The organism is Streptomyces sp. UF-297 (genome assembly GCF_058245575.1).
Window position 1 is genome coordinate 56133 of record NZ_JBSIBZ010000044.1, and the last position, 17693, is coordinate 73825.

At 73.5% G+C, this 17693-nt stretch carries 16 protein-coding genes and 1 pseudogene; 12 read left to right on the top strand and 5 right to left on the bottom strand.

Annotation, left to right across the window (positions count from 1 at the left end; genetic code table 11):
* The first annotated feature begins 119 nt into the window (after positions 1-119).
* The 5 genes and pseudogenes from AC4IJH_RS23985 (at position 120) to AC4IJH_RS24005 (ending at position 5590) form a co-directional block, all read left to right on the top strand.
* A complete protein-coding gene (locus tag AC4IJH_RS23985) occupies positions 120-1433 on the top strand; it encodes an NAD(P)/FAD-dependent oxidoreductase (RefSeq protein WP_490853887.1) in 1314 nt (437 codons plus the stop codon).
* Positions 1421-1666, top strand: a pseudogene (locus AC4IJH_RS23990) ((2Fe-2S)-binding protein); the annotation flags it as partial. The gene AC4IJH_RS23985 and the pseudogene AC4IJH_RS23990, both read left to right, overlap by 13 nt.
* Before the next feature lie 209 nt (positions 1667-1875).
* Positions 1876-3630 carry an FAD/NAD(P)-dependent oxidoreductase gene (locus AC4IJH_RS23995; protein ID WP_490853888.1) on the top strand — a complete coding sequence of 585 codons (1755 nt, stop codon included), beginning with the start codon at positions 1876-1878 and terminating at the stop codon, positions 3628-3630.
* Complete coding sequence (locus AC4IJH_RS24000; RefSeq protein ID WP_490853889.1) at positions 3627-4571, top strand: dihydrodipicolinate synthase family protein; 945 nt, start codon at positions 3627-3629, stop codon at positions 4569-4571. Before AC4IJH_RS23995 ends, AC4IJH_RS24000 begins: the two co-directional genes overlap by 4 nt.
* Complete coding sequence (locus AC4IJH_RS24005; protein ID WP_490853890.1) at positions 4571-5590, top strand: proline racemase family protein; 1020 nt, start codon at positions 4571-4573, stop codon at positions 5588-5590. The genes AC4IJH_RS24000 and AC4IJH_RS24005 overlap by 1 nt, the downstream gene beginning before the upstream one ends.
* A 142-nt stretch (positions 5591-5732) precedes the next feature.
* Here AC4IJH_RS24005 and AC4IJH_RS24010 read toward each other — a convergent pair whose 3' ends face one another.
* From AC4IJH_RS24010 to AC4IJH_RS24025, 4 genes are read right to left on the bottom strand one after another with little or no spacing between them, the layout of a single operon-like run.
* Positions 5733-6575, bottom strand: a complete 843-nt coding sequence (locus tag AC4IJH_RS24010) for an ABC transporter permease (RefSeq protein ID WP_490853891.1) — start codon at positions 6573-6575, stop codon at positions 5733-5735.
* Positions 6572-7489 (bottom strand): ABC transporter ATP-binding protein, encoded by a 918-nt coding sequence (locus tag AC4IJH_RS24015; RefSeq protein ID WP_490853892.1) that lies wholly within the window; start codon positions 7487-7489, stop codon positions 6572-6574. The genes AC4IJH_RS24010 and AC4IJH_RS24015 overlap by 4 nt, the downstream gene beginning before the upstream one ends.
* The gene (locus AC4IJH_RS24020; RefSeq protein ID WP_490853893.1) at positions 7486-7911 is read right to left on the bottom strand and encodes a transcriptional regulator; all 426 of its coding nucleotides are present in this window, start codon (positions 7909-7911) and stop codon (positions 7486-7488) included. The genes AC4IJH_RS24015 and AC4IJH_RS24020 overlap by 4 nt, the downstream gene beginning before the upstream one ends.
* Positions 7908-8435, bottom strand: coding sequence for a hypothetical protein (locus tag AC4IJH_RS24025; protein WP_490853894.1), 528 nt, complete (start codon positions 8433-8435; stop codon positions 7908-7910). Before AC4IJH_RS24025 ends, AC4IJH_RS24020 begins: the two co-directional genes overlap by 4 nt.
* A 237-nt stretch (positions 8436-8672) precedes the next feature.
* Between AC4IJH_RS24025 and hutU the strand changes: the two genes are divergently transcribed.
* The 4 genes from hutU to hutI all read left to right on the top strand — a co-directional run bounded on the left by hutU (position 8673) and on the right by hutI (position 14252).
* A complete protein-coding gene (hutU, locus tag AC4IJH_RS24030; RefSeq protein ID WP_490853895.1) occupies positions 8673-10331 on the top strand; it encodes a urocanate hydratase in 1659 nt (552 codons plus the stop codon).
* Between the two features lie 65 nt (positions 10332-10396).
* Positions 10397-11653 (top strand): allantoate amidohydrolase, encoded by a 1257-nt coding sequence (locus AC4IJH_RS24035; RefSeq protein WP_490853904.1) that lies wholly within the window; start codon positions 10397-10399, stop codon positions 11651-11653.
* Entirely contained in the window at positions 11650-13023 is a 1374-nt protein-coding gene (locus tag AC4IJH_RS24040; RefSeq protein ID WP_490853896.1) for a formimidoylglutamate deiminase, read from the top strand. The genes AC4IJH_RS24035 and AC4IJH_RS24040 overlap by 4 nt, the downstream gene beginning before the upstream one ends.
* Positions 13020-14252 (top strand): imidazolonepropionase, encoded by a 1233-nt coding sequence (gene hutI, locus AC4IJH_RS24045; protein ID WP_490853897.1) that lies wholly within the window; start codon positions 13020-13022, stop codon positions 14250-14252. Before AC4IJH_RS24040 ends, hutI begins: the two co-directional genes overlap by 4 nt.
* Before the next feature lie 104 nt (positions 14253-14356).
* Here hutI and AC4IJH_RS24050 read toward each other — a convergent pair whose 3' ends face one another.
* Positions 14357-15259 carry an RNA polymerase sigma factor SigF gene (locus AC4IJH_RS24050; protein ID WP_490853898.1) on the bottom strand — a complete coding sequence of 301 codons (903 nt, stop codon included), beginning with the start codon at positions 15257-15259 and terminating at the stop codon, positions 14357-14359.
* A gap of 260 nt (positions 15260-15519) precedes the next feature.
* Between AC4IJH_RS24050 and AC4IJH_RS24055 the strand changes: the two genes are divergently transcribed.
* The 3 genes from AC4IJH_RS24055 (at position 15520) to AC4IJH_RS24065 (ending at position 17516) form a co-directional block, all read left to right on the top strand.
* Positions 15520-15888 carry an STAS domain-containing protein gene (locus AC4IJH_RS24055; RefSeq protein ID WP_490853899.1) on the top strand — a complete coding sequence of 123 codons (369 nt, stop codon included), beginning with the start codon at positions 15520-15522 and terminating at the stop codon, positions 15886-15888.
* A gap of 172 nt (positions 15889-16060) precedes the next feature.
* Complete coding sequence (locus AC4IJH_RS24060; protein WP_490853900.1) at positions 16061-16561, top strand: ATP-binding protein; 501 nt, start codon at positions 16061-16063, stop codon at positions 16559-16561.
* A 187-nt stretch (positions 16562-16748) separates the two neighbouring features.
* Entirely contained in the window at positions 16749-17516 is a 768-nt protein-coding gene (locus AC4IJH_RS24065; protein ID WP_490853901.1) for an LPXTG cell wall anchor domain-containing protein, read from the top strand.
* The last annotated feature ends 177 nt before the right edge of the window (positions 17517-17693 follow it).

Below are 17693 nucleotides of genomic sequence, written 5' to 3' on the forward strand. Positions count from 1 at the left end.
ATCGACGGGGCGCTGCGACGCAGGTGTTGACCACGCTCCTGCCTCATGAGAGCGTCGCGTCGCTGTCAGCTGTCACGGGGAAGTTCTTCGAGGTTCTTCGCGGATCGGCGGTGCGGTGCGTGCAGGGTCTTCACGGTGTTCATGTCCTGGGGAACCACCCCGACGTGGTCGTCGTCGGCAGCGGCATCGTCGGCGCCGCCTGCGCCGAGGCGCTCACCCGGCGCGGCGTACGCGTCACGGTCCTGGACCGCTCCCCGCTGGCCTCCGGCACGACCGCGGGCGGCGAGGGCAATCTGCTGCTCTCCGACAAGGCGCCGGGCCCCGAACTCGCCCTCGCCCAGGCCTCCGCGGCCCGCTGGCCGCGGCTGCTGGCCGAGCTGGGGCAGACCCAGGAGTGCGAGTTCGAGCCCAAGGGCGGGCTGGTGGTGGCGGGCGCGGAAGCGGGCGAGGCGGGCGCGCGGGCGTTGCGGGAGTTCGCCGCCGCGCAGCGCGCCGCGGGCGTGGTCGCGCACGAGATACCCCCGGCCGACCTGCCCGGCTACGAACCCCACCTCACCCGCGCCGTCGCCGCCGCCGTCCTCTACCCCGAGGACGCCCAGCTCCAGCCCGTCCTGGCGGCCACCGCGCTGCTGGCCGCCGTACGGGCGCGCGGCGGCGAGGTCCGTACGGGCGTGGAGGCGCTCGGCGTCGAGACGGGCGGTGTCGGGTCGGGTGGTGTCGAGACGGGCGGCGTCGGGACGGGCGGTGTCGGAACGGACGGCGTCGGGACGGACGGTGGGGCGGGCGGTGCGCGCGGGCGGGTGACGGCGGTGCGGACCTCGGACGGAGCGGTGCCGTGCGGCGCCGTGGTCAACGCCGGTGGCCCGTGGGCGGGTTCGTTCGCCGAGGCGGCGGGCGTGCCGCTGCCGGTGCTGCCGCGCCGCGGGCTGGTCCTGGTCACCGCGCCGCTGCCGCCGGGCACCGTACGGCACAAGGTCTACGGCGCCGACTACGTGGGCGCGGTCGGCAGCGACGACGCCGAGCTGCGCACCTCGCCGGTCGTGGAGTCCACCCGCGCCGGCACTGTACTGATCGGCTCCAGCAGACAGCGTGTCGGCTTCGATGCGGCCGTACGCCCCGCGGTCCTCGGCGAACTGGCCCGCGGCGCGGTGCGGTTGTTCCCCGTACTCGGCTCGGTGGCGGCCATCCGCGCCTACGGCGGCTTTCGCCCGTACACCCCCGACCACCTCCCCGTCATCGGCGAGGACCCCCGGCTGCGCGGCGTGTGGCACGCCACGGGCCACGAGGGCTCGGGCATCGGCCTCGCGGCGGCCACCGGCGAACTCCTCGCCCAGCTGTATACGGGCGAGCCGCCCGTGGTGGACCCGAAGCCGTTCCGGGTGGGGCGGCCGGGACTCGGGAGCGAACGGGAGGCGGGCACATGTTCCGGGTGAGCGTGGACGGCGAGGAGCGATGGGCGCGGCCGGGCCAGACGGTGGCCGCGGTCCTGCTGGCCGCGGGCCGCACCTCCTGGCGCAGCACCCGCGGCGGCCGCCCGCGCGGCCTGTTCTGCGGCATCGGCGTCTGCCACGACTGCCTGGTGACGGTCAACGACCTGCCAAACGTCCGCGCCTGCCGCCGCGAGGCGAGCGACGGCGACCGCATCCGCACGCAGGAGGGGGCCGGGCCGGCCTTGGGTGTGGCGGACGGTGTCGGGCGTGAGGTGGGCGGTGATCTGCCCGTGGGGGCGGCGGAGCGCGACGGTGACCGCATCCCGACCCAGCAGGGCGCCGAACTGCCGTCGGTGGCGCCGGACATGGCGCGCGGCGGGCCCGTCGCCGGGGAGGCGGACGCGCAGGGTGGCGGCGCTGCGGGCGCGGGCCGGGAGGAGCGGCGGTGAGTGGTGGCCAGGGGCGGGTGCGTCCTGCCATGCGGGAGGCCGGGCGGCAGGTGGTGGTGGTCGGGGCCGGGCCCGCCGGGATGCGGGCCGCGCTGGCGGCCGCCGACGCCGGGGCGCGGGTGGTCCTGGTGGACGACGGGCCGCGGCCCGGCGGGCAGTACGAGCGGCGCCCGGCCGACGGACCGGCCGGCGCGTCGGCCCGCGCGGTGACCGGCCACCCCGGGATCGAACTGCTGGCGCACACCGCCGTCTGGGCGCTGGAGCGCGGCTGGGGCCCGCACCCGGACACCTGGACCGTCCACGCGCACCAAGGGCCCGCCGACGCCGCCGGGCGCCCGCCCCGCACGCTGCGCGCCGACGCGCTGGTCCTGTGCACGGGCGCGTACGACAGAGCACTGCCCTTCCCCGGCTGGGACCTGCCCGGCGTCGTGACGGCCGGTGCCGCCCAGGCGCTCGCCAAGGGGCAGCGCACCGCCATCGGCCGCCGGGTGGTGCTCAGCGGCACTGGACCGTTCCTGCTGCCGGTCGCCTCCTCACTGCTCGCGGTGGGCGCCCGGGTGCTGGGGGTGTACGAGGCCTCCTCGCCCGCCGGATGGCTGCGCGCACCCCGTACCGCCCTGCGCGACGGCCGCGGCAAACTCCCCGAACTCGCTGTCTACGCCTGCGAGTTGGCGCGGCACCGCGTCCCGTACCGCACCCGCCGCGCGGTCGTCGCCGCACACGGCGGCGACCGGGTGGAGGCGGTGACCCTCGCCCGGCTCACCCCCGACTGGCGCGTCCTGCCCGGCAGTGAGCGCCGCATCGAGGGCGTGGACGCGCTGTGCGTCGGCTACGGCTTCACGCCCCAGCTGGAACTGGCGCTGGCGGCGGGCTGCGCGCTGCGCGAGAACGCGTGGGTGGCCGTCGACGTCTGGCAGGCCACCAGCGCCCCCGGCGTGTACGCGGCCGGCGAGCCGACCGGCATCGGCGGCGCGGAACTGGCCGCGGCGGAGGGGGAGTTGGCGGGCATCGCGGCGGCGGCGCTGCTCGGCCACCGGCGCGATATGCCGCGGGCCGCGGACGCCCGCCGCCGGGTGATCGCGGGCCGCCGCTTCGCCCGGCTGCTGGCCGCCGCGCACCCCGTACGCCCCGGCTGGCACTCCTGGCTCACCGGCGACACCCTCGTCTGCCGCTGCGAGGAGGTGCCGTACCAGGCGCTGCGGGACGGCGCCGAGCGGCACGGCGCCGACGGGATGCGCGCCCTCAAACTCACCACCCGCGTGGGCCTGGGCCCCTGCCAGGGCCGGATCTGCGCCCGCAACGCCGCCGAACTCCTCGCCCCGCGCACCCTCCCGGACCCGCAGACAGCCGACCGGCGCCCCATAGCCCAGCCCGTCCGCCTCGCAGACCTCGCCCGCTTGCCGGCACCGTCGCCCACGACCGGGCTCACGCCCGGGGATCCTGCGACTGGGGCTGAGCCTGGGCCTGCGCCCGCGGGCGGGCCTGCGCCTGCGATGCCTGCGCCCGAGGACGCTGCGGGCGGGCCTGCTTCTGCGGGCGGGCCTGCGCCCGCGACCCCCGCCCCCGCGACCCCCGCCCCCGCGACCCCCGCCCCCGCGGCGCCCGCGCTCGAAGTCCCCGCCTCGGCCGAGGTCGGCCCCGAGTCCCGGTCGATGCCTCCTGATCCCTCGGTGGCGGCCGGCTCTCGTGCCTCACCCGATCCGGCCGTCCCGTCTGTCCCGCCCGTTCCCGACTCGGAGGACCCCGCATGACCAACGGACGCAGCAAGCCCGCCAACCCGCTGACCGGTGTCATCGTCGCCACCGCGCTGCCGTACGCCGAGGACCCGGCGGCGCCCGCCGGGCTCCGGCCCGATCTGGAGCGCTACGCCGAGCACTGTCGCTGGCTGGTCGACAGCGGCTGTCACGGCGTGGGCCCCAACGGGTCCCTCGGCGAGTACTCCTCGCTGACCGACGCCGAGCGGCGCGCCGTGGCCCGTACCGCCGTAGAGGCCGTGGGGCGGGATGCGAGCGTCGTCGTCGGGGTGCACGGCGTGGGGGCGCACCAGGCCCGCCACTGGGCCGAGCTGGCGGCCGAGGACGGCGCCGACGGGGTGCTGTGCCTGCCGCCCACGCTCTACCGGGCGAGCACCGCCGAGGTCGTGCACCACTTCGAGCAGGTCGCCGCGGTCGGTCTGCCGGTCATGGTCTACAACAACCCCCTGGACACCAAGGTCGACCTGACGCCCGAGATGGTCGCCGAGATAGCGCGCATCGACAACGTCCGCGCCGTCAAGGAGTTCTCCGGCGACATCCGCCGGGTGCTGCACATCAAGGAGCAGGCCCCGTCCCTGGACGTGATCGCCGGCGCCGACGACCTCGTCCTGGAAGCGCTCCTGATGGGCGCGACGGGCTGGTTCGCCGGCTTCCCCAACGTCTTCCCGGCGGAGTCGGTGCGCCTCTACGACCTCGCCCGCGCCGGCCGCCTCGCCGAGGCCCGCGAGCTGTACGAGCCGCTGGTCGCCACCTTCCGCTGGGACTCGCGCACCGAGTTCGTCCAGGCCATCAAGCGCGGCATGGACCTGGTCGGCCGCTACGGAGGCCCCTGCCGCCCGCCGCGCGGCCCGCTCACCCCCGTACACCTGGCCCAACTGGACGCCGAGATGCGGCGGGCGACGGACGCCCTGGCGACCCTCGCCAAGGCCGCCGGCTGATGGCCGCTGCCGTCCGCCGCTTCAGCGCCGTCGACTCGCACACCGAGGGCATGCCGACCCGGGTCGTCACCGACGGCGTCGGCACCCTCCCCGGCGCCACCATGGCCGAGCGCCGGCTGTACTTCATGGAGCACCTGGACCACATCCGGCACCTGCTGGTGAACGAGCCGCGCGGGCACCGGGCGATGAGCGGCGCGATCCTCCAGCCCCCGGCCCGCCCGGACGCGGACTGGGGCGTGGTCTACATCGAGGTCTCCGGCTGTCTGCCGATGTGCGGGCACGGCACGATCGGCGTGGCGACCGTACTGGTGGAGACCGGCCGGGTCACGGTCACCGAGCCGGTCACCACCGTGCGCCTGGACACCCCGGCGGGCCTGGTCGAGGCGAAGGTGGCGGTACGGGACGGCCGCGCCGAGCACGTCACCCTCCGCAACGTCCCCTCCTACGCCCACACGCTGGACGCCACCGTCGAGGTCCCGGCCCTGGGCACGGTCCGCTACGACCTGGCCTACGGCGGCAACTTCTACGCCATCACCCCGCTCGCCGACCTGGGCATCCCCTTCGACACCGCCCACAAGGACGACATCCTCGCGGCGGGCCTGGCCGTCATGGACGCCGTCAACGAGCAGGCCCGCCCCGCCCACCCCACCGACGCGGCCATCTCCGGCTGCCGCCACGTCCAGTTCACCGCCCCGGGCGCCATGGGCCCGGACGGCACCCGCTCGCACTCCCGCAACGCCATGGCCATCCACCCCGGGTGGTTCGACCGCTCCCCGTGCGGCACCGGCACCAGCGCCCGCATGGCCCAGCTGCACGCCCGCGGCGAACTCCCCCTGAACCAGGACTTCATCAACGAGTCCTTCATCGGCACCCGCTTCACCGGCCGCCTCCTGTCCACCACCCACGTCGGCCCGCACCCCGCGGTCATCCCCACCATCACCGGCCGCGCCTGGATCACCGCCACCGCCGACTACACCCTCCACCCCACCGACCCGTTCCCCGAGGGCTTCGTCCTCTAATCCAGGGGCTGATTCAGGGGCGCGGGGAACTGCGCAATCTTCAGGGGCGCGGGGAACCGCGCAAGAGGGGGCGCGGGGAACCGCGCGACCGGCCTCCACCGACCCGCAGCGCCACGACCACCCTCACCCCCCCCGCGCCCTCCTAGCGCAGCGCCGCCGCCTTGCGCTGACGCTCACTCAGCCGCGACCCCGACTCCCGCCGTGCCGACCGCCGCAGCAGCGGCACCGCCAGCACGAACCCGAGCACGGCCCAGGCCGCCAGCACCAGAGCGACCATCGGCAGCTCCCACGAACCGGCCGGCTCCGCCGCCACCGCGGAGTCCGGCAGCAGGGCCGACCGCAGCCCCTGCGCCATCCACTTCAGCGGAAAGACGGAGGCGATGGTGCGTACGACCGACGGCAGCGCCGTGATGGGGAACATCGCCCCGGACGTGATCAGCAGCGCCATCGCCGGCAGCATGATCAGCGCCAGCGCCTCGCGAGGGTTGGGCAGTACGGCGCCGATGGCGGCGCCCAGCGGCACCACCGCCAGCAGCCCCAGCAGCGTGACCCACACCAGCGTCAGCCAGTCGGCGGGCGAGGAGGGCAGCGGGCCGTCCGCCACCAGCGCACCGGCCCCCAGCATCAGTACGAGCATGCCGAGGGAAATCCCCGTCACCAGCAGCGACTTGGCGACCAGATAGGCGGGGATGCCGCCGGGCGTGGCCCGCAGCCGCAGCAGCGCGCCCTCCTCCCGCTCGGTCACCAGCATCTGCGGGACGGTGATCACGCCGATCTGGAAGATCATGTACGCGGAGAATCCGGCGAACATCAGCTGGCTCACCGGGGTGCTGGTGCCGGGGATGTCGTCGTCCAGGAAGGAGGCGATGACCAGGGCGACCACCACATTGGTCAGATACCCGAACAACTCCTTGCGGGTGCGCACCAGTTGGCGCAGCTCGATGACGCCGCGCCGCAGCCCCGCCCGCCAGTACAGCTGCTTCACGCGGGCACTTCCTCACGGTTGTCGGTGGCGCCTGCGGGGACGGCCGGTCCGTCGGCCCGCTCCTGGGTGTTGACCATGTGGAGGTAGGTGTCCTCCAGCGTCGGGCGGCGCACCTCCAGGCCGGGTATCGGCCCGCGTATGCGCTCGTGCAGCTCCCACACCAGGCGGGAGGGGTCGGCGGTGCGCTCCCTGCGGTCCGTACCGTCCGGCTCGCTCCAGCGCACCTCGGCCTGCGCGGCGGCCTGCCGGGCCAGTTCGGCGGGGGTGCCGCAGATGCGGATGCGGCCGCTGACGAGCATGGCGATACGGTCCGCCAGCCGCTCGGCCTCGGTGAGGTCGTGGGTGGTCAGCAGGACGGTGACGCCCTCCTCGCGGGCGAGCGTCTCCACCAGGACGTGGAAGTCGCGCCGGGCCTCGGGGTCGAAGCCGGTGGTCGGCTCGTCCAGGAAGAGGAGTTCGGGGCGGCCGACGATGCCGAGGGCGACGTCCAGGCGCCGCCGCTGGCCGCCGGAGAGCTGCTCGACCTTGCGCCCGGCCTGCTCGGTCAGCCCGACCAGCGCCAGCAGCCCGGCCGGGTCGCGGGGGTCGGGGTAGTACTCGGCGAAGTGCCCCAGCAGCTCCGCCACCCGCCAGCGGCCGTGGTCGCGCCAGGACTGCAGGACGAGCCCGAGCCGCCCGCGCCAGGCGTCGCCGCCGCGCTCCGGGTCCTGGCCCAGGACGCTGACGTCCCCGGCGGAGCGGCTGCGGAAGCCCTCCATGATCTCGACGGTGGTGGTCTTGCCCGCCCCGTTGGGGCCGAGCAGCGCGAACACCTCGCCGCGGTGGATCTCCAGGTCGATGCCCTTGAGCACCTCGTTGTCGCCGTACGCCATCCGCAGGTCGCGGACTTGGACGACGGGCTGGTCGGTCGTCATCGGTGGGTCCCCCCGTGTGCTGGTGCGGCCGCTTCGGCCGCCGCAGTCGTTGTCCGTACGCCGGGTGTCCCCGGTGTTTCCCGGCCCGGTGTTTCCCGGCCCTGCGTCCCCTGTCCCTGCGGTGCCCCCGCGGCGCCTTCGACGATGGCCCGCAGCGCCGCCACATGGCCCTCGAAGGCGGTGCGCCCGCGCGCGGTGAGCCGCACCCGGGTGCGGCGCTTGCGCCCGCCGCCCTCCTTGCGGATCTCCAGATAGTCCGCCTCCTCCAGCGTATGGAGCTGCTTGGAGAGCGCGGAGTCGCTGAGCGAGAGGCTGTCGCGGACGAAGGCGAAGTCGGCCCATTCGGTGGCGGCCAGCAGCGCGACCACCGACAGCCGGGTGGAGGGGTGGATCAGCTCGTCGAATCCGGCGGGTGTGGTCATCGGGACGCTTCCTGGGGGTGCGGCGCTTCTCCGGGGCCCGGCGAGGCCGCTTCTTTGGGGCGCAGCGCGGCGTTCGACCAGCGGGTCGCGGGCGGTACGACGGCCAGGAAGGCGCCGGCCGTCAAGGTGGCCTGCACCAGGCTCCCGCAGGGCAGTTCGGCCCACCTCACCAGCCATCCGGACAGCGGGACGACGACGGCGACCACGGCCAGCGCCGCGAAGAACGTGCCGGTCGAGCGCCAGGTGTAGTGCGATCGGTGCAGCTGCATCCGGGCCTTGCGGCGCTCCCGTACGCCGACCCACGCCAGCAGCGCGACATAGGCGGCGAGCACCGGCCAGAAGCCCCAGCCGGGCAGCTCCAGGCCCCAACTGGCGATGAAGAGCCACATGATGGCGGCCGTGGGCAGGACGGAGCGGTGTCCGCCGGTGGAGCGGCGCTCCACCTCGTCGTACACGCGCTCCTGCGGGACCCGGATCCGCTGCAGATCCGCCCAGGCCCGCTCGGCGTCCACCGGTGTGCTCAAGCTCGTCGCCTCCCCGTGACGTTGGGCTTTTCCATGGCGTCCGCATGGCTTTCCCAGTGGGAAAGTTAGCGCCGGCTTTCCGAGTGGGCAAGTCGACGTCGGGAAGTGGCTTCCCGCGGCCCCGCGAAAGCTCCGCGATGGGCCTCCGGAAGGTCCCGCGCCCCCATTGACTAGCCGTATTCACCAAGGCCAGGATGTGAATATCTCAATCCAGTCGATGGTAGGGAGACAGGGCCCATGTCAGGACCGCGACCCGTGCGGGCACCGCGTGGTACGCAGCTCAGCGCCCGGGGATGGCAGCAGGAAGCCGCTCTGCGGATGCTGCAGAACAACCTCGACCCGGAGGTCGCCGAGCACCCGGACCAGCTCGTCGTCTACGGCGGCACCGGCAAGGCCGCCCGCGACTGGCGCTCCTTCGACGCCATGGTGCGCACCCTCACGACCCTCAAGCAGGACGAGACGATGCTCGTCCAGTCCGGCCGCCCGGTCGGTGTGATGCAGACGCACGAGTGGGCGCCGCGGGTCCTGATCGCCAACTCCAACCTCGTGGGGGACTGGGCGAACTGGGAGGAGTTCCGCCGCCTGGAGGCCCTCGGCCTGACCATGTACGGGCAGATGACGGCCGGTTCGTGGATCTACATCGGCACCCAGGGCATCCTCCAGGGCACCTACGAGACCTTCGCCGCCGTCGCCGCGAAGAAGTTCGGCGGCAGCCTCGCCGGGACCATCACCCTGACCGCGGGCCTGGGCGGCATGGGCGGCGCGCAGCCGCTGGCCGTGACGATGAACGACGGCGTGGCGATCTGCATCGACTGCGACCCGCGCGCCATCGAGCGCCGCATCGAGCACCGCTACCTGGACGTGAAGGCCGACTCCCTGGAGCACGCCCTCCAGCTCGCCGTCGAGGCCCGCGACGCCCGCCGGCCGCTCTCCATCGGCCTGCTGGGCAACGCCGCCGAGCTGCTGCCGCGGATGCTGGCCGAGAGCGCGCCGATCGACATCGTCACCGACCAGACCAGCGCCCACGACCCGCTGTCGTACCTGCCGCTGGGCGTCGACTTCGCGGACATGGCCTCCTACGCCGCCGAGAAGCCCGCCGACTTCACCCAGCGGGCCCGCGAGTCGATGGCCCGGCACGTCGAGGCCATGGTCGGCTTCATGGACGCCGGCGCCGAGGTCTTCGACTACGGCAACTCCATCCGCGGCGAGGCCCAACTGGCCGGGTACGAGCGGGCGTTCGCCTTCCCCGGCTTCGTGCCCGCCTACATCCGGCCGCTGTTCGCCGAGGGCAAGGGGCCCTTCCGCTGGGCGGCGCTCTCCGGCGACCCGGCCGACATCGCGGCCACCGACCGCGCCATCCTGGACCTCTTCCCGCAGAACGAGTCGCTGGCCCGCTGGATCAAGCTGGCGGGGGAGCGGGTCCACTTCCAGGGCCTGCCGGCCCGTATCTGCTGGCTCGGCTACGGCGAGCGCGACAAGGCGGGCGAGCGCTTCAACGACATGGTCGCCTCCGGTGAGCTGGCCGCGCCGCTGGCCATCGGGCGCGACCACCTGGACTGCGGCTCGGTCGCCTCGCCCTACCGCGAGACCGAGGCCATGAAGGACGGCTCGGACGCCATCGCGGACTGGCCGCTGCTGAACGCCATGGTCAATGTCGCCTCCGGCGCGTCCTGGGTCTCCCTGCACCACGGCGGCGGCGTGGGCATGGGCCGCTCCCTCCACGCGGGCCAGGTGACGGTCGCCGACGGTACGGCGCTCGCGGGCGAGAAGATCCGGCGCGTCCTGACCAACGACCCGGGCATGGGCGTCATCCGCCACGTCGACGCGGGCTACGAGCGCGCCGACGAGGTCGCCACGGCCCGCGGCGTCCGCATCCCCATGCGGGAGGATTCGTGACGTCACCCGACCACCACCCGGCTGTGGGCAGGCGTTCCGCGCCGGCGGAACAGTTGCCCACAGCGATGGGCGGGGCTCCCCCGGTGGAGCGGCCGCGCGCCGCGCCGGGCTTTCACGAGATGTGGAGGGACCTGCGGCCCATCGGCCGCGACACGGACAGCGGCGGCTACCGCCGCTTCGCGTGGAGCGCCGCCGACGCCGACTGCCGCGACTGGTTCAGGGCACAGGCCGAGATCCGCGGCCTCACCTACGAGCTGGACCGCAACGGCAACCAGTGGGCCTGGCTGGGCGACCCGGCCGCCGGTGACGCCGTCGTCACCGGCTCGCACCTGGACTCCGTCCCCGACGGCGGCGCCTTCGACGGCCCGCTCGGCGTCGTCTCCTCCTTCGCCGCGCTCGACGAACTCCGCGGCAGAGACGCCCCGTTCACCAGACCCCTGGCGATCGTGAACTTCGGCGACGAAGAAGGCGCCCGCTTCGGCCTGGCCTGCGTGGGCTCCCGCCTGACCGCGGGGCAGCTGACGGCCGAGCGGGCACACGAACTGCGTGACGCCGAGGGCATCACCCTGCCGCAGGCCATGGAGCGCGCCGGCTACGACCCCGAGGCGATCGGCCCCGACCCCGAACGCCTCGCCCGCATCGGCGCGTTCGTGGAACTCCACGTCGAACAGGGCCGCGCCCTGGACCTCTCCGGCGACCCGGTCGGCATCGCCTCCGCGATCTGGCCGCACGGCCGCTGGCGGTTCGACTTCCACGGCGAGGCCAACCACGCGGGCACCACCCGCCTGGACGACCGCCGCGACCCGATGCTCACCTACGCCGAGACCGTCCTCGCCGCCCGTACGCAGGCCCGGCTGGCCGGCGCGCTGGCCACCTTCGGCAAGGTCGCCGTCGAACCCAACGGCGTCAACGCCATCCCCTCCCTGGTCCGCGGCTGGCTCGACTCCCGCGCCGCCGACCAGGAGACCCTGGACACCGTCATCGCCCGGATCGAGGCCGCGGCCCGCGAGCGCGCCGAGCGCGACGGCGTGGACCTCACCGTCACCCGGGAGTCCTTCACCCCCGTCGTGGAGTTCCAGCACGCGCTGCGCGACGAGCTGGGCACGATCCTGGGCGGGCGCACCGGCCGGGACATCCCGGTCCTGGGCACCGGCGCCGGGCACGACGCGGGCATTTTGTCCGGCAGCATCCCCACCGCCATGCTGTTCGTACGCAACCCCACCGGCGTCTCGCACTCACCCGCCGAATCCGCGGCGGAGGACGACTGCGTCGCGGGGGTACGCGCACTCGCCGACGTACTGGAGGGCCTGGCGTGCAGATGACGCCGCCGCAACCGCCGACCGCGACGACAGGCCCCTCGGCCGTGTACTGGCTGGAGCACGCCTGGCTCGGCACCCATGTCGAGCCGGGCGTCACCGTGGAGGTGCGCCAGGGCCGCATCTCCGCCGTACGCACCGGGGCCGGTGCCCCGCCGCCGGGCGCCACCGCGCTGCGCGGCCTGACCCTCCCCGGCCTGGCCAACGCCCACTCGCACGCCTTCCACCGCGCCCTGCGCGGCACCGTCCAGGTGGGCTCGGGCACCTTCTGGACCTGGCGCGAGGTGATGTACCAGGTCGCCTCCCGCCTCACCCCGGACACCTACTTCGCCCTCGCCCGCGCCGTCTACGCCGAGATGGCGCTGGCCGGCATCACGTGCGTGGGGGAGTTCCACTACCTCCACCACGCGCCGGGCGGCACCCGCTACGACGACCCCAACGCGATGGGCGAGGCCCTGATCGCGGCCGCCGCCGAGGCGGGCATCCGCATCACCCTCCTGGACACCGCCTATCTCTCCGCCGGCTTCGGCGCACCTCCCAACCACCATCAACTGCGGTTCTCCGACGGCACCGCCCAGGACTGGGCCGAACGCTGTTCAGTTCTCAAGGACCGTGACCACGCCCGGATCGGGGCGGCCGTGCACTCCGTACGGGCCGTGCCCGCCGGTCAGTTGGCGACGGTGGCGCAGTGGGCCCAGGACCGGCGGGCCCCGCTGCATGTGCACCTCTCGGAGCAGACCGCGGAGAACGACGCCTGCCAGGAGGCGCACGGCTGCACCCCCACCCGGCTGCTCGCCGACCACGGGGTGCTCGGCCCGCGCACCACCGGTGTCCACAACACCCACCTCACCGGCCAGGACATCGCCCTGATCGGCAACAGCGGCACCGGCACCTGCATGTGCCCCACCACCGAGCGCGACCTCGCCGACGGCATCGGCCCGGCCGCCGCCCTCCAGGCCGCCGGCAGCCCCCTCTCGCTCGGCTCCGACAGCCACGCCGTCATCGACCCGTTCGAAGAGGCCCGCGCCCTGGAGCTGGACGAGCGCCTGCGCACCCGCACCCGCGGCCACTGGACGGCCAACGCCCTGCTGCGCGCCGCCACCGCCGACGGCCACGCCGCCCTGGGCTGGCAGGACGCGGGCACCATCGAGACCGGCTCGCTCGCCGATCTGACCACCGTCGCCCTGGACTCGGTCAGAACCGCGGGCCCGCTGCCCCGACTGGCCGCGGAGACCGCCGTATTCGCCGCCTCGGCAGCGGATGTGCGGCACACCGTGGTCGGCGGCCGTCATCTCGTACGCGACGGGGCGCACACCCTGATCCCCGATACCGCAGCGGCCCTCGCCACCTCCATCGCCGCCCTGAGGACCCCATGACCGAGAACCCCGTGCGCCACGACACCACCAAGCGCCGCGCCACCTCCCACGAGGGCGCGAGCACCCTCATCACCCACATCAGCAGCCTGGTCACCAACGACCCCTCCCTCGGTGACAACTCCCCCCTCGGCCTGATCCAGGACGCGGCTCTCGTCATCGACGGCGACCGCATCGCCTGGGTCGGTGAATCCAGCAAAGCACCCGCCACTGACAATCGCCTCGACGCGGGCGGCCGGGCGGTGATCCCCGGCTTCGTGGACTCCCACTCCCACCTGGTCTTCGCCGGTGACCGCACCCAGGAGTTCAACGCCCGCATGTCGGGCCGCCCTTACTCCGCCGGCGGCATCCGCACCACCGTCGCCGCCACCCGCGCCGCCACCGACGAGGAGCTCTCCGCCAACGTCGCCCGCTACCTCGCCGAGGCCCTGCGCCAGGGCACCACCACCCTGGAGACCAAGTCCGGCTACGGCCTGACCGTCCAGGACGAGGCCCGCGCGCTGCGCATCGCCGCCGCCCACACCGACGAGGTCACCTACCTCGGCGCGCACATCGTCTCCCCGGACTACACCGACGACCCGGCCGGGTACGTCGGCCTCGTCACCGGCCCGATGCTGGACGCCTGCGCCCCGCACGCCCGTTGGATCGACGTCTTCTGCGAGAAGGGCGCCTTCGACGGCGACCAGGCCCGCGCGATCCTCACCGCGGGCAAGGCCGCGGGCCTGATGCCCCGCGTGCACGCCAACCAGCTCTCCTACGGCCCCGGCGTCCAGCTGGCCGTCGAACTGGACGCGGCCTCCGCCGACCACTGCACCCACCTGACCGACGCGGACGTGGACGCGCTGGCCCACTCCGCCACGGTGGCCACCCTGCTGCCCGGCGCGGAGTTCTCCACCCGCGCGCAGTGGCCCGACGCCCGCCGCATCCTGGACGCGGGCGCCACCGTCGCGCTGTCCACCGACTGCAACCCCGGCTCGTCCTTCACCTCCTCGATGCCCTTCTGCATCGCACTGGCCGTACGGGACATGGGGATGACCCCCGACGAGGCCCTGTGGTCCGCCACGGCGGGCGGCGCCGCGGCCCTGCGCCGCCAGGACGTCGGCCGCCTCACCCCCGGCGCCCGCGCCGACCTGGCCCTCCTGGACGCCCCCAGCCACGTCCACCTCGCCTACCGCCCGGGTGTCCCCCTGGTGACGGACGTCTGGCACAAGGGAGTTCACGTCCACGGCTAGGCGGCCAGGCCCCCGTACACAACAGGGCCCGCCCCCGACCGTTTCCGGTCAGGGGGCGGGCCCTGTGGGTGAGGACACATCACGGCACGGCGCGCGGCCGCGCCTCATTCCTCGACCATCAGCCCCTTGCGGAGCCGTACGAGCGTGCGCGACAGCAGCCGGGAGACGTGCATCTGCGAGATGCCCAGCTCCTCGCCGATCTCCGACTGCGTCATATTGGCGACGAAGCGCAGCGAGAGGATCTTCCGGTCGCGCGGCGGGAGTTCGGCGATCAGCGGCTTCAACGACTCGACGTACTCGATGCCTTCGAGCCCGTGGTCCTCGTAGCCGATACGGTCCGCCAGCGCGCCTTCGGAGTCGTCCTCCTCGGGCTGTGCGTCCAGCGAGCTCGCGGTGTACGCGTTGCTCGCGGCCATTCCCTCGATGACTTCTTCATTGGTGATGCCCAGCCGCTCGGCCAGCTCGCCCACCGTCGGCGAACGGTCCAGCTTCTGTGCGAGCTCGTCCCCGGCCTTGGCCAGGTCCAGGCGCAGTTCCTGCAGACGCCTCGGTACGCGCACCGACCAGCTGGTGTCGCGGAAGAAGCGCTTGATCTCGCCGACGATGGTCGGCATGGCGAACGTCGGGAACTCCACGCCACGGCTGAGTTCGAAGCGGTCGATCGCCTTGATGAGGCCGATCGTGCCGACCTGGACGATGTCCTCCATCGGTTCGCTGCGGGAACGGAACCGGGAGGCCGCGAACTTCACCAGGGCGAGATTGAGTTCGACCAGGGTGTTGCGGACGTACGCGAATTCGTGGGTGCCTTCTTCCAGCGATTCCAGGCGCTCGAAGAGGGTCTTGGACAGGGCCCGCGCGTCCAGCGGTCCCACCTCGTCGTACGGCGGGATCTCCGGCAGCCCGTCGATGTGGGGCTCGGTGTGGGGCTCGGGCGTCTCGGGCAGGGATGTCGACGACGCGGGCTCCCGGGTGTGTTCGGTGCGCAATTCGTCGAGCCGGGGTGACATGGTGTCCTCCATCGTTCTCGGCATATGGCTGCCGAAGCCTCTACGTGAAGCTGCGGTGTGCGGCGCCTCCAAAGCCGGCCGTATCGAATGTGTCTCTACTACGCCTACCTGTCTTTGCCTGAAGATGGCAAGTTCGTGTTGTCCATATTTGGCGGTAAATGGGCATTGTTCGGCTTCCGGCGGGGCGTATGAAAGGCGTAGGGTTCAGCGACGCAGTTGTCAGCAATCCGACGCCGAGACAGCAAGAGGGGTGCGCACGCATGGACCGCGGGACGGTCGGCAGTGCCAGCCGGGGCCGGCTCCAGGTGGCGATCCGGCACCACGGTGCCAGCGCGGTCGTGGCCGCGGCGGGTGAGCTCGATCACCACACCGCGGATCTGTTGCGTGAATCACTGGAGAGCTGTCTCGACGATGGCTTTGCGCGACTGGTCGTCGACTGTTCGCAATTGGAGTTCATGGACTCCACCGGACTCAATGTCCTCCTCGGCGCCCGCCTGAAAGCAGAGGCCGAAGGCGGTGGTGTCCATCTGGCCGGGATGCAGCCGGTGGTGGCCCGGGTCTTCGAGATCACCGGCGCGGAGGCCGTTTTCACGGTGCACGACTCCCTCGATGCGGCGCTGGCCGACTGACGGTGAACGCGGCATCCGGAGGGTTTCCCTCCGGACACGTTGTCCGCGTCACATCTTCCGTACCCAACAAGTGGGTGTTCTCACGGTCCGGTCGGGCAGGAGACATCTGAATCTGTTGAAACTGACAGGTATCCGTATCCGTGAACAGGCGAATCGGTGAGGTGAAGCGCTGATGAGCACCACCCGGCCGTATCCGCCGGGCGACCTCGGCCCTGAGCCGGGCGACGCGGGCGCTCCCGCCGCCTCCCAGGTCCCGGCCCCCGCCGGTCAGGTCCGCAGGCTGCGCCTGGCAGGCGCCCAGGGCCCGGTGGCACGTGCCAGGGACTTCGCCCGCGAGGCGCTGCACGACTGGGGCTGGCTGCCGGCCGCCGGCGCCGACCAGCGCGCCGCGGCGGAGGACGTCCTGCTCGTGGTCTCCGAGCTGGTCACCAACGCCTGTCTGCACGCCGAGGGCCCCGAGGAGCTGCGGCTGCGCTCCGGCGCCAAGGTGCTGCGGCTGGAGGTCACCGACCTGGGGGCGGGTGCCCCGGCACCGCGCACCCCGCACCGCGCGGGCCGCCCCGGCGGGCACGGCATGTTCATCGTCCAGCGCCTGTGCCTGGACTGGGGGGTCGTCCGCAACCCCGACGGCACCGGCAAGACGGTGTGGGCGGAGCTGGCGGCTCCCTCCTGACAGGCGCGGGGCGTTTTCGTCCCGCGCCTGGCTCAACTCCCTTTCCCCTGCTGCCTCATGGCCGTACAGATCCGGCCTGTTCTTTGACTTCCCTCGACAAGGTCCCCGGCGTACCTTGAGCCACCGATCTGATGTGCCGTCAGTAACATCCGGCGGTGCTGCACCCGCGCGAGAAGGGGAACATGAGGTGGCCCGCTTCTACGAACAGCACGGCACGCGCCCTGGGCGGGCGGCAGGCCTGGCCGCGGCCGCGGCGCTGACAGCGGGGTCGGCGGTGCTGCTCGCCGCACCGGCCGCGCACGCCGATGTCGTCGACGTCGACTACCAGTGCAAGACGCCGATCGGCAACAAGGGCGCGGTCTCGCCCATCGACATCAAGAGCACCAAGAGCGGCGGCGGCTACAAGCTCGTCATGACCTTCCAGAAGGGCGTCTCCTCCAGCCCGGTGGAGCTGGGCGCGGGCGCGATGAAGCCCAGCGCGCTGATCCAGCTCGGCGGCGCGGAGAGCGGCACCGTAGCGGTGTCCGGGCCCGCCAACGACAAGGCGATTCCGGCCAACACCCCCATCAAGATCAGCGACCTGAGCGGTACGTACACGCCGAAGAAGAGCGGCAAGGTCACCTTCACCGCCTCCACGCTCACCATCAAGGCCCTGGGCACGACCACGACCTGCACCCCCAACAACAACCCCAAGCCCTCGCTGAACCTGGACGTACAGGGCTCGGGCGGTACCTCCGGAGGCACTTCCGGCGGCTCGGCCGGCTCGTCCGGTTCGACCGGGGCCGACGGGTCCACGGGCGCGGCCCCGGGCTCGGGTACCTCCGGCGGCGACCGGCTGCCCCAGACGGGCCCCGCCGACTCCGCCATTGCCCTGGGCACCTTCGGCGGCACGGTCCTCCTGGCGGGCGCCGCGGGCGCGCTGTGGCTGACGCGCCGCAACCAGCGCAAGGCCTAGCGGCACGAGGCACGGCCCCGCACGTCGTACGCGTACGAGCACCAGGAGCTGCCGAATGCCGCCGATGCCCTCCCGTCTCCGCGCAGCGGCCGTGGGTGCGGTCCTCGCGGCCGCGGCCGCCGCCGTCGCGCTGAGCCCGGCGCCGGCCGCCGCGGACCGCGCTCCGGCGGGGCCCGC